11 protein-coding genes are annotated in these 11,480 nt (G+C 54.7%); 8 read left to right on the top strand and 3 right to left on the bottom strand.

From position 1 onward, the window contains the following. Nucleotides 1-4: 4 nt before the first annotated feature. The gene (msrA, locus tag N1249_RS02185) at nt 5-646 is read left to right on the top strand and encodes a peptide-methionine (S)-S-oxide reductase MsrA (RefSeq protein WP_259834170.1); all 642 of its coding nucleotides are present in this window, start codon (nt 5-7) and stop codon (nt 644-646) included. Here msrA and N1249_RS02180 read toward each other — a convergent pair whose 3' ends face one another. Continuing rightward, nucleotides 647-1,705 (bottom strand): LacI family DNA-binding transcriptional regulator, encoded by a 1,059-nt coding sequence (locus N1249_RS02180; protein ID WP_259834168.1) that lies wholly within the window; start codon nt 1,703-1,705, stop codon nt 647-649. A gap of 192 nt (nt 1,706-1,897) precedes the next feature. Here N1249_RS02180 and N1249_RS02175 point away from each other — a divergent pair, with 192 nt between their 5' ends. From N1249_RS02175 to N1249_RS02150, 6 genes are all read left to right on the top strand, one after another. After that, the gene (locus N1249_RS02175; RefSeq protein WP_259834166.1) at nt 1,898-3,052 is read left to right on the top strand and encodes a Gfo/Idh/MocA family protein; all 1,155 of its coding nucleotides are present in this window, start codon (nt 1,898-1,900) and stop codon (nt 3,050-3,052) included. A gap of 16 nt (nt 3,053-3,068) precedes the next feature. Continuing rightward, the gene (locus tag N1249_RS02170; RefSeq protein ID WP_259834164.1) at nt 3,069-4,247 is read left to right on the top strand and encodes a Gfo/Idh/MocA family protein; all 1,179 of its coding nucleotides are present in this window, start codon (nt 3,069-3,071) and stop codon (nt 4,245-4,247) included. 2 nt (nt 4,248-4,249) lie between these two features. Next, entirely contained in the window at nt 4,250-5,317 is a 1,068-nt protein-coding gene (locus tag N1249_RS02165) for a Gfo/Idh/MocA family protein (protein ID WP_259834161.1), read from the top strand. A gap of 12 nt (nt 5,318-5,329) precedes the next feature. Beyond that, nucleotides 5,330-6,352, top strand: a complete 1,023-nt coding sequence (locus N1249_RS02160; RefSeq protein ID WP_259834158.1) for a Gfo/Idh/MocA family protein — start codon at nt 5,330-5,332, stop codon at nt 6,350-6,352. A gap of 81 nt (nt 6,353-6,433) precedes the next feature. Beyond that, nucleotides 6,434-7,981 (top strand): MFS transporter, encoded by a 1,548-nt coding sequence (locus N1249_RS02155; RefSeq protein WP_259834156.1) that lies wholly within the window; start codon nt 6,434-6,436, stop codon nt 7,979-7,981. A 233-nt stretch (nt 7,982-8,214) separates the two neighbouring features. Next, nucleotides 8,215-9,552, top strand: coding sequence for a hemolysin family protein (locus N1249_RS02150; protein WP_259834153.1), 1,338 nt, complete (start codon nt 8,215-8,217; stop codon nt 9,550-9,552). Between the two features lie 70 nt (nt 9,553-9,622). Here N1249_RS02150 and N1249_RS02145 read toward each other — a convergent pair whose 3' ends face one another. After that, nucleotides 9,623-9,829, bottom strand: a complete 207-nt coding sequence (locus tag N1249_RS02145; RefSeq protein ID WP_003856054.1) for a DUF1107 domain-containing protein — start codon at nt 9,827-9,829, stop codon at nt 9,623-9,625. A 325-nt stretch (nt 9,830-10,154) separates the two neighbouring features. Between N1249_RS02145 and N1249_RS02140 the strand changes: the two genes are divergently transcribed. Next, complete coding sequence (locus N1249_RS02140) at nt 10,155-10,712, top strand: YtfJ family protein (RefSeq protein WP_259834151.1); 558 nt, start codon at nt 10,155-10,157, stop codon at nt 10,710-10,712. Here N1249_RS02140 and cysQ read toward each other — a convergent pair. Next, a complete protein-coding gene (gene cysQ / locus N1249_RS02135; RefSeq protein WP_166718341.1) occupies nt 10,706-11,446 on the bottom strand; it encodes a 3'(2'),5'-bisphosphate nucleotidase CysQ in 741 nt (246 codons plus the stop codon). The genes N1249_RS02140 and cysQ overlap by 7 nt on opposite strands. Between the last annotated feature and the right edge of the window lie 34 nt (nt 11,447-11,480).

Below are 11,480 nucleotides of genomic sequence, written 5' to 3'. Positions count from 1 at the left end.
AACCGTGAGTTTATTCGACAAAAAGCATCTAGTTTCTCAATCAGATGCATTACCGGGACGGAACACCCCAATGCCTGTAGCGACTTTACACGCCGTAAACGATCATTCAATGACTAACGTCCCGGAAGGAATGGAAATCGCCCTGTTCGCCATGGGCTGCTTCTGGGGTGTGGAACGCCTGTTCTGGCAACTTCCGGGGGTTTACAGCACCGCAGCCGGTTATACCGGCGGTTACACACCGAACCCAACATACCGCGAAGTGTGCTCAGGCGAAACCGGACACGCCGAAGCGGTTCGTGTGGTCTATGATCCGTCCGTCATTAGCTATGAACAACTGCTCCAGGTATTCTGGGAAAACCATGACCCGGCCCAGGGGATGCGTCAGGGCAACGACCACGGTACCCAGTACCGTTCCGCTATCTACCCGCTGACCCCAGAGCAGGATGCCGCTGCGCACGCCAGCCTGGAACGCTTCCAGAGTGCCATGCGTGACGCCGGGGATGACCGCCAGGTCACGACGGAAATCGCTTCCGCAAAACCGTTCTACTATGCCGAGGACGATCACCAGCAGTACCTGCATAAAAATCCGTACGGCTACTGCGGCATTGGTGGCATCGGCGTGTGCCTGCCGCCACAGCTGGCCTGATCACTTGTATAGCGCCACGCGAGCCGCGTGGCGCGTTGCATTGCTTACCGAACCGTAATCCATCACCTTCCCCTGTAACAGCAGGTTATACACCGGCGCCTGCGGTCTGTTCAGCCGCGTTTGCAGCAAATGTACCGCCTCAATGCCCAGATCGCGGCAGGGCACCGTGATCCCGGTGACCGGTTTTTCCAGCCGGTTTGCTAAATTCCAGGCAAAATCAGTGGTGATGATGGAGATATCTTCAGGAACACGCAGCCCATGACGCCGCAGCGCCCTGAACACCCCTTCCGTCATGCTGGTGCTGTTAGGGAAGATAACCTCGGGCCACTGCTGCCTGTCGTGGCTTAACAGCCACTCATCCAGGGCTCGCTCGGCCTCATCCGCGGTAAACCACTCCGTCACCAGCAAATCCCGCTGGGGCTCGAAAGCGACATGAAAATGCCGGTACGCCTCTTTAATGCCGTCCAGACGCGCATAGAGCGTCTCCCGCCGCAGGCAGGTGAGCGTCAGCACCCGCCGATGCCCCTGCTCGAAGAGGTAACGCATCGTGGTAAAGCCAATGGCGCGATGATCGGGCGAAACAGAATCGAGAACGTTATCCCTGTCGACTGAATTGATTAATACGCAGGGCTTATTGAGGGTGCTGGCAAGCTTAAATATGGTGGCATCGTCCGTGCCAATAATAATGATCGCATTGATGTTTTTATGGCTGGCCTTTTCGAGGAACAGTTTCACATCGGCATGTTGCTCTTCTAATCCACTGTAAGTGATCCACACATTATGCGGGGCGCTGGCTTCGGCGATCCCTTTGGTCACTTCCAGATAAAAAATATCACCGCGTCCCTGAAAGGTTCTTTCGGGCGCAAATACCGCAATGCCATTAATCAGCAGCCGCCCGCTCGCCATGGACTCAAGCACACCCAGCTCCCGCGCAGTCTGTACGATGGCATCCCGGGCTTTGTCACTGGTATAGGATTTGCCGCTTAAGACCCTGGACACCGTGCTGACGGAATAGCCTGTCAGGGACGCGATCTCCTCCATTTTTAACCTTCCCGGCATAGTGTGACCTCGCTCTCAATCAGTTTTTGCAAATATTTGCAGAAACAGCGTGTTGATTTTAAAACCAAATTTCAAAAGCGTTGGGGTTTACTTAAATACCTTGCGAGTATTCTCACAAAAACACATTGTCGCCGTGGTTCGCCTTTCCTATTTTCCGGTCATCACTCTTTTCGACTGAAATTAAGGTGCGACATGGAGAAGGTACGGTTTGGCATTATTGGTATAGGTAATATCGGTACGGTTCACGCGCGCTATTTACTGGCGGGGACCGTTAAAGACGCGTGTCTGACGGCCGTTTGCGACAATGCGCCGGAAAAACATCCGGCCATTCGCCAGCTGGTGGGTGACGGCGTCCCGCTGTTCAGTGACGCGCAGGAGATGCTCCAGAGCGGCCTTATCGACGCCGTGATTGTGGCGACACCGCATTACGATCACCCTCGCCTGTCCATTCTGGCCATGCGTAACGGCATCCATACCTTGTGCGAGAAGCCGGCGGGTGTGTATACCGCGCAGGTGCAGGAGATGAACGACTGCGCACGCGAGTGTGAGGTGGTGTTCGGCATCATGTATAACCAGCGCCCCAACCCGCTCTATCAAAAAGTGAAAGATCTCATCGACAGCGGCGAGCTGGGTGAGATCCGCCGCTCCAACTGGATTATCACCAACTGGTATCGCTCTCAGAGCTATTACAACTCTGGCGGCTGGCGTGCTACCTGGAAAGGCGAAGGCGGTGGCGTCCTGCTTAATCAGGATCCGCATCAGCTCGACCTCTGGCAGTGGCTGGCGGGAATGCCGGTGCGCCTGCGCGCGTTTTGCCAGTTTGGCAAACATCGTGACATTGAAGTTGAAGATGAAGTGACCGCCTATGCGGAATACGCCAATGGCGCGACCGGCGTCTTCATCACCAGCGTGGCGGAAACGCCGGGGACCAACCGCCTGGAAATCACCGGCGATCGCGGCAAAGTGGTGGTTGAAGACGGCACGCTGCGCTACTGGCGACTGCGCGAATCAGAACCTGCGTTTAATGCCCGCTGGCAGAACGGTTTTGGCGAACCTGAATGCTGGGAAGTCACGCTCCCCGTTGCGCCTGAATGCAGCGAGCACCATGTCATCACCGCCAATTTCTGCGCGGCCGTCCTGCGCGGCGAGCCACTGATTGCCCCGGGTCTTGAAGGTATTCGCGGGCTGACGCTCTCCAACGCCATGCACCTTTCCACCTGGACAGATGACTGGGTCGACCTGCCGCTGAACGAAAAGCAGTATCTGCGCCTGCTTCAGCAGCGCATCACCACCTCGGTAGAAAAAGAGAACGTCAGCCGAACGCTTGACGCATCAGGAAGCTGGTAACACCGGAGAAAAATCGATGTTAAATGTCGCCATCGTGGGAACAGGGAATATCTCGCATAACCATATTCAGGGCTATTTGCAGTTTGGTCAGCGCTGCCGGATTGTTGCGCTAGTGGATATCTACCCGGAAAAAGCACAAGAGAAAAAAACACGTTACGGCCTGACGGAGGCCAGCGTGTATGAAAGCCATGAGCAGATGCTGGCGTGCGAGCCCCATCTCGATATCGTCGATGTCTGTACGCCGCCTTACGTCCATGCACAAATCAGTATTGATGCGCTCAATGCCGGTTGCCACGTGTTGTGCGAAAAGCCGATGGCCGCCTCGCTTGAAGAGTGTGATGCGATGATCGCCGCCCAGCAGGCGAGCGGGAAAACGCTTTCTGTGATTGCGCAAAACCGTTTTACCGATGCCTTCTGGCGCTTAAAGGCGGCGATTGATTCTGGCCTCGCGGGCAAGATTTGCCACGCGCAGGTGGACTCTTTCTGGTGGCGTGGACACTGCTACTACGACCTGTGGTGGCGCGGCACATGGGAAAAAGAGGGCGGTGGCTGCACGCTTAACCACGCGGTACACCACATCGACGCTATCCAGTGGATGCTGGGCTTCCCGATGGACGTGGTGGCGATGATGACCAACGTGGCGCATGACAACGCCGAAGTGGAAGACCTGAGCGCTGCTATCTTCAGATATCCCAACGGCGCGCTCACCCAGCTTACCGCTTCGGTAGTGCACCACGGTGAGGATCAGAAAATTATCATCCAGGGGGAGAAAGCCCGCATCTCTGCACCCTGGCAGGCCATCGCCAGCGTGAGTGCTGATAACGGCTTCCCTCAGGAGACCCATGACACGCAGCGCGAAGAACAGCTCAACGCCGTTTTTCAGGATACCCCGCCGCTCAGGTGGACGCTGCACACCGGTCAGATCCACGACCTGCTCCAGAGCATCGAAAAAGGCGCAGACCCGCTCGTCGATGGCCAGCAGGGCAAACGCTCGCTGGAGCTGATTACCGCAATTTATAAATCCGCGATCACCCGGGCGGTGGTGTCGCTGCCCATTCATCAGGATGACCCGTTTTACCGTACCGGCGGGACAAACGCCCTCGCCCCCCGTTTTTATGAAAAATCCGCAAGCGTTGCCAACTTCAGCGAAGTGGGCGCTATCCCTCTGGGCAAAGATCTGGATCGAGGAATCTGAACATGAACAAGAATGACGGAATGAACTACGCACCGGTTGGCAAACCTCAACCTGTTGTCCGGCAAGGCGAATTCGTCTTTGCCGCCGCCGCGCTCGACCATGGCCATATTTACGGGATGTGCAACGGGCTCATTGAAGCGGGCGCAACGCTGAAATGGGTTTACGACCCCGACCCGGCGAAAGTGGATAAATTTGTGCAGCAGTATCCGCAGGTTCAGGTCGCGGATTCGCTGGAGGTGATCCTTACCGATAGCGCAGTGCATCTTGTCGCAGGCGCCGCCATCCCCTCAGAGCGCTGCGCGCTGGGGCTGAAAACGATGGCCGCAGGTAAAGACTATTTCACCGACAAAGCACCACTCACCACCCTTGAACAACTGGCCGATGCCAAAGCAATGGTCGGGAAGACCGGCAAGAAATATGCGGTTTACTACAGCGAGCGCCTGCACGTTGAAAGCGCGGTGTTTGCCGGGCAGCTGGTGCAACAGGGTGCGATTGGCCGCGTGATCCACACGCTTGGCACCGGCCCGCACCGGGAAGGACAAGGCAGACCAGACTGGTTTTACGATCGTCGTTATTTCGGCGGCATCCTGTGTGATATCGGCAGCCACCAGATTGAGCAATTCCTGTTTTACACCGGAAATCACAATGCGACCGTGATCGCCAGCCAGGCCCGCAATACCAGCCACCCGCAGCATCCTGCATTTGAAGATTTCGGCGATGCGATGCTCAAAGGGGAAAACGGGGCCAGCGGCTACTTCCGCTGCGACTGGTTCACGCCAGACGGGCTGTCCACCTGGGGTGATGGCCGCCTCACGCTGCTGGGCACCGAGGGATACATTGAGATCCGCAAGTATATCGATTTAACCCACGGCGAGCAGGATGTGGTGTACCTCGTCAATAAAGAGGGCGAGTTCCGCTATCCGGTAGCGGGCCAGGTCGGCTTCCCGTTCTTTGGTGAGCTGATCCTCGACTGCCTGCATCGCACTGAAAATGCCATGAGCCAGGCCCACGCCTTCAAAGCAGCCGAGCTGTGCGTGAAGGCACAAATGTTGGCTAACGCCGCGGGATAACGGGAGGCGCAGATGAAAGTCCTGAACTCGGCCATTATCGGCGGCGGCGCCATCCACGGTTGCCATGTGAATGCGCTGCGCCATATCCCTGGCGTAACCCTGCGGGCGCTGGTCGACACTGACAGCGTAAAAGGGCTGAAACTGGCAAAGGATTATCAGTGCCGCTTTTATCAGGATCACCGGGAAATGCTGCTGGATGAACATATCGACGTGGTGCACATCTGCACGCCCCACTTCGAACATAAGGAGATGATTCTGGCGGCGCTTGCCGCCGGAAAACACGTGTTCTGCGAAAAACCGGTCGCCATGAACGGCAGAGAAATCCGCGAGATCACGCTGGCGGCTGACCATGCTCCGGGGTTGCTTGGCGTCTGCTATCAGAACCGGCTAAACCCCACCAGCCAGACCATTATGGAGACGCTGGCGGAAGGCTCGCTCGGCAGGATGCTCAGCATTAAAGCGGTGCTCACCTGGTCACGTTCAGGGCCTTACTACACCGAAAGCCCGTGGCGCGGCAGGCTGGCAACGGAAGGGGGCAGCCTGCTGATCAATCAGGCGATACATACGCTCGATCTGATGCAGTGGTTCGGCGGAGGAGTTACACGGCTGAAAGGGGTCGTAGACAGAGGCGAACTGGCCGACGTTACGGAAGGTGAAGACAGCGCCATGGCAACGCTGCATTTTGCCAACGGCGCTCGCGGCCTGTTTTATGCCAGCAACTGCCACACCACAGATTCCCCGCTGCTGCTGGAGATCCACTGCGAACACGGCACGCTACAGCTTAACGACAATACGCTCTGGCGCTTAATCCAGGGGGAACGGGTAGCGCTGGCGAGCGATGCCTCGCCGGATGGCTCCAGCAAAAGTTACTGGGGTGTGGGCCACCAGCAGGCTATCAGCCGCTTTTATCATGCCATTCATCACCCGGAAAAGGCGGATTACACCGATATCCGCACCGCCGGAAAATCACTCAACCTAGTGGAGGCTATTTATCGTTCATCTCAGATACGGCAATGGATTGAGATAAGTAATTAGAACGTAATTTGTATTCCAGCAGTAAATAAAAAACGACCCGAAAACGGGTTAATAGCTACCCTACACCTGGAAGAAAATATTATGGTCAAACCAACTGAACGTAGAGTTGGTTATGGCGTGGCGCTTGGCTACGGCATAACCGACCTGTTTGGCGGTGGCGCATTTGCGATTATCGGCACCTGGCTTTTATTTTTTTACACCACCTACTGCGGGCTAACCGTGCTGGAAGCCGGTTCTATTTTTGCGGTGGCGCGTATTATTGATGCGTTATTAAGCCCAATAATGGGGTATATCACCGACAACTTTGGCAACACCTGGCTTGGGCGTAAATTCGGCCACCGCCGTTTCTTCTTATTAATCAGCTCACCGTTAATGTTCCTGTATGCCCTGCTGTGGCTGACCGATATGGGCTACTGGTATTACCTGGGTACGTACCTGTCTATTGAGCTACTTTCGGCGATGGTACTGGTGCCGTGGGAAACGCTGGCGGCAGAGATGACCAACCGTTATGAGGAGCGCAGCCGTCTGTCGGGCGTGCGCATGATTTGCTCCCAACTGGGCGGATTTCTTGCTGTCTCGGTTCCTGGCGTCATTATGCAGTTCACCGGAAAAGATAATCCGTTTACCTACACCCTGACCGGATTACTCTTTTCTTGTGTCTTTTGCATCGCCGTTTTTATTACCTGGCGTTGCACCTGGGAAGCCAAAGATGTTCATCAGGCGTCGGATTTCAAAGCGGATAATCAACGCAGCAGCGGAATACTCAATCACCTGAAATATCTGGTGCTGGATCTGTTCTCGTCATTTCGTATCAGGGCCTTCCGCTTGCACATTATTATTTATATCTTCTCGTTTACGGCGATGGATGTTTTCGGCTCGGTCTTTACTTACTACGTTGTCTATTGCCTGAGCCAGGATGCCGCGGCCGTTTCCGGCTGGCTGAGTATTGCCGCTTTTGCTTCGGTGCCAGGCACTTACGGATTTATGCTGTTGTTAAATCGCTTAAATGTCACCCCGTCTGCCGCGTTGCGTCTCTCCTACGGCTGTATTTTCTGCGTGCTCGCCTTCCTGTTCAGCATCTATATCACCGGGACGCAGGTTCCCGCGATGCTGTTCTCTGCGGTCTTCATTCTGCTTGGGGCGGCGCGCTCTGGTCTGTATTACATCCCGTGGAATATCTACAGCTTTATTCCTGATATTGATGAAATCGTTACCCAGCAGCGCCGGGAAGGCATCTTTGCCGGTGTCATGGTGCTTACCCGTAAGAGCACGGTGGCGATTGCCATCATGATTGTCGGCCTCGTTCTGCAGGAATCCGGTTTTGTGAAAGGCAGTGGCGCGCAGCCGGAAAACGCCCTTCATGCCATTATCGGCCTGATGGTGTTCGCCACGACGGCGCTGCTGGCGGTGAGTTTCTTTACCACTTACAAATTCAAACTCACCCGCGAGACCCACAAACTGCTGCTGAAAGAAATAGCCCGCCGCAAGCTGGGTGGGGACTATTGCGACTGTGACGAAAGCACCCGCATCGTCATTAAGCAGCTGACGGGCTACGAGTACGACCAGGTCTGGGGCGGTAATGCAACACAGCGCTCCGGGGTTAACGTCAGCCTGACGGGTGCTGAATAAGCAGCGCATATATATCAACCACGGATGCCTTTCACATCGGGTAAGCGCTCTGCTTACCCGGCTCTTCCCTGCACAAAACCACTCAAAATGTGACCTCTGGCAGGTTTACACTCCTTTACGCTATACTACCCGCTGAAATAATCGGCTCAACGCTACGAGCTGGTGTTCAATGTGTCTTCACACAAACGTGATCAACTTCCCTTCCGAGGATCTGGCGAGAAGCCGGATAAACTATGTTAAACAGTATTTTAGTAATACTTTGTCTTATTGCCGTCAGTGCATTTTTCTCGATATCGGAGATCTCGCTGGCTGCGTCCCGTAAAATCAAACTTAAGCTGCTTGCCGACGAAGGCAACATCAACGCTTCCCGCGTTCTGAAAATGCAGGAAAACCCGGGAATGTTCTTCACCGTGGTGCAAATTGGCCTGAACGCGGTCGCTATCCTGGGCGGTATCGTGGGCGATGCGGCGTTTTCTCCGGCGTTCCACAGCCTCTTTATTCAGTACATGAATGCAGAGCTTGCCGAGCAGTTGAGCTTTATTCTCTCTTTCTCGCTGGTGACCGGTCTGTTCATTCTGATCGCCGACCTGACCCCGAAACGCATCGGTATGATTGCGCCAGAAGCTGTGGCTTTGCGTATCATCAACCCGATGCGCTTCTGCCTGTTCGTGTTCCGCCCACTGGTGTGGTTCTTCAATGGCCTGGCGAACATGATTTTCCGCGTCTTTAAACTGCCAATGGTGCGTAAAGATGACATCACCTCCGATGATATTTATGCGGTGGTGGAAGCCGGTGCGCTGGCGGGTGTTCTGCGCAAACAAGAACATGAGTTAATCGAGAACGTTTTTGAACTGGAATCCCGTACCGTGCCGTCGTCAATGACGGGCCGTGAAAGCGTTATCTGGTTCGATTTGCACGAAGACGAACAGAGCCTGAAGAGCAAAGTTGCGGAGCATCCGCACTCTAAGTTCCTGGTCTGTAACGAAGATATCGACCACATCATCGGTTATGTGGACTCCAAAGACCTGCTGAACCGCGTGCTGGCGAACCAGAGCCTGGCGCTGAACAGCGGCGTACAGATCCGCAATACGCTGATTGTGCCCGATACCCTGACGCTTTCTGAAGCGCTGGAAAGTTTCAAAACCGCCGGTGAAGACTTCGCGGTTATCATGAACGAATACGCGCTGGTGGTGGGTATTATCACGCTGAACGACGTGATGACCACCCTGATGGGCGACCTGGTTGGCCAGGGCATGGAAGAGCAAATTGTACAGCGTGACGAGAACTCGTGGCTGATTGATGGCGGTACGCCGATTGAAGACGTGATGCGCGTGCTAGATATCGACGAATTCCCGCAGTCCGGCAACTATGAGACGATCGGCGGCTTTATGATGTTTATGCTGCGTAAAATCCCGAAACGTACCGACTCGGTGAAGTTCTCTGGCTATAAGTTTGAAGTGGTGGATATTGATAACTACCGCATCGACCAGCTGCTGGTGACGCGTATCGACAACAAACCCACCGTGCTGGTGCCGAAGCTGCCAGACGCGGAGGAGCAGGTTTCTGCGTAACGTTGTTTAGCGTAAAAACATCAACGGCTCCCGTGGGAGCCGTCTTTTTAACTACTGCATAGCACGTTGGTTAAGCCATCTCAGTTTGCAGACGCATAACCTGACGGTTGACTTCGGACATCACAGACAAGTGCTGCTTATCCTTCACTTTCGGGATAAGGATCTTGCCCTTATCGAACTCGAAAGCGCCAACATCCTTGATATACAACCGTCCACGGAACAGGATCTTCACGTACTTCGCCACCTGAAGCGGGTTGTAGCGTTGGAAAATTTTCATTCTTGTATCTCCTGCGAATCATACGCTCTTGCGGTGCCACAATCGGCCCGACTGTCCTGAGCGCAAATTTATTGCCCAATGACTATAGACCAGAACTACCGTTGATACCCAGTGTGCATAAGTTTATTTACCGTTTGATTACAATTAATCAGAATATTCTTTGCAAACCGTGACTAAGGGCAGTATAAGCCGTCGTTTTTTCGTGGATATGTGCGTTCGCCCGCAAACTGGCATTGGGATTGCGGGAAAACCCTCTTGATCGCACTTATGCTTAAAAGCGTATGACCAAGTGGTCGGATCACCTGCTAAAAAATAAGGAAACACCATGACCCTTCGTAACATCCTGGCAGCCGCATTTCTGCTTCTGCCGCTGTGGGCCTGCGCACACAACTTTGAAAACGGACAACGTGTGCCGCCAGTCGGTATTGCTGACCGGGGAGAATTGATTCTCGACAATGATAAGTTTAGCTACAAACCCTGGAATAGCGCGCAGCTCGCGGGCAAAGTGAGAGTTGTACAACATATTGCCGGTCGTACATCTGCAAAAGAAAAAAACGCAACCCTGGTAGAAGCGATCAAGGCCGCAAAATTCCCTCATGACCGCTACCAGACCACCACCATTGTTAACACCGACGATGCCATCCCGGGCTCCGGGATGTTCGTGCGCTCAAGCCTGGAGAGCAATAAAAAGCTCTACCCGTGGTCGCAGTTTATTGTCGACAGTAATGGTGTGACGCGTAAGGCCTGGCAGCTGGAAGAAGAGAGTTCTGCGATTGTGGTACTGGATAAAGACGGCCGCGTGCAGTGGGCCAAAGATGGCGCACTGACGCAGGAAGAGGTGCAGCAGGTTGTTGCCCTGCTGCACAAGCTATTGGCTCAGTAAATAGATACCCTGAAGCCTGGGTTTAAAAACGACTCGCGCGGGGTGTAGTCAAGCGGCTTGCCCTGCCAGTCATGAACATGCGCACCGGCTGCGGCGGCCACGGCATGGCCTGCGGCTGTATCCCAGACGTTGGTTGGCCCGAAACGAGGATAAAGCTGGGCATGACCCTCTGCCACCAGGCAGAATTTCAGCGATGAGCCAATCGACGTTGTCTGGTGCTCACCCAGCTGTTGCAGGTACTCTTTCAGCTCATTGTCACTGTGCGAACGGCTGATCACCACCAGCGGCGGACGCGCATCGCGCACCTGGATCTGCTTACGCACGCCGCACTCTTCTTTCCAGGCTTTGCCTTCGGCTGCACTGTACATCACCTTCATGACCGGCGCGTACACTACGCCAAGTATCGCTTTCCCTTTTTCAATCAACGCGATATTGACGGTGAACTCACCGTTACGCTTAATGAACTCTTTGGTGCCATCCAGCGGGTCTACCAGCCAGTAGCGCTGCCAGTGCTGGCGCTCGTCCCAGCCTTGCGGCGCCTCTTCAGAGAGTACGGGAATATCAGGCGTCAGCGCCTGTAACCCTTTCAGGATCACGCCGTGCGCCGCGATATCTGCCGCGGTGACCGGGGAATCATCCGCTTTACTCACAACGTCCATCGGTTTGGCACCGTCATATACTTGCATAATGGCATCACCCGCATCCCGTGCGAGCTGACAAATCTTATCTAACATTCTCCACCTCTTCGTTAACGCAGTGGGCATAACT

The organism is Enterobacter sp. CP102 (assembly GCF_025152625.1).
Classification (GTDB): Bacteria; Pseudomonadota; Gammaproteobacteria; order Enterobacterales; family Enterobacteriaceae; genus Enterobacter; species Enterobacter soli.
The sequence above is the reverse complement of the archived record's forward strand: the minus strand, read 5'-3'. Positions and strand labels throughout refer to the sequence as shown.

Bases quoted from the DNA above. Each gene is read 5' to 3' on its own strand.
- N1249_RS02140 (WP_259834151.1), top strand. From the start codon at position 10,155: ATGACCCTTCGTAACATCCTGGCAGCCGCATTTCTGCTTCTGCCGCTG.
- N1249_RS02155 (WP_259834156.1), top strand. From the start codon at position 6,434: ATGGTCAAACCAACTGAACGTAGAGTTGGTTATGGCGTGGCGCTTGGC.
- cysQ (WP_166718341.1), bottom strand. From the start codon at position 11,446: ATGTTAGATAAGATTTGTCAGCTCGCACGGGATGCGGGTGATGCCATT.
- N1249_RS02165 (WP_259834161.1), top strand. From the start codon at position 4,250: ATGAACAAGAATGACGGAATGAACTACGCACCGGTTGGCAAACCTCAA.
- N1249_RS02175 (WP_259834166.1), top strand. From the start codon at position 1,898: ATGGAGAAGGTACGGTTTGGCATTATTGGTATAGGTAATATCGGTACG.
- N1249_RS02150 (WP_259834153.1), top strand. From the start codon at position 8,215: ATGTTAAACAGTATTTTAGTAATACTTTGTCTTATTGCCGTCAGTGCA.
- N1249_RS02145 (WP_003856054.1), bottom strand. From the start codon at position 9,829: ATGAAAATTTTCCAACGCTACAACCCGCTTCAGGTGGCGAAGTACGTG.
- N1249_RS02160 (WP_259834158.1), top strand. From the start codon at position 5,330: ATGAAAGTCCTGAACTCGGCCATTATCGGCGGCGGCGCCATCCACGGT.
- N1249_RS02180 (WP_259834168.1), bottom strand. From the start codon at position 1,705: ATGCCGGGAAGGTTAAAAATGGAGGAGATCGCGTCCCTGACAGGCTAT.
- N1249_RS02170 (WP_259834164.1), top strand. From the start codon at position 3,069: ATGTTAAATGTCGCCATCGTGGGAACAGGGAATATCTCGCATAACCAT.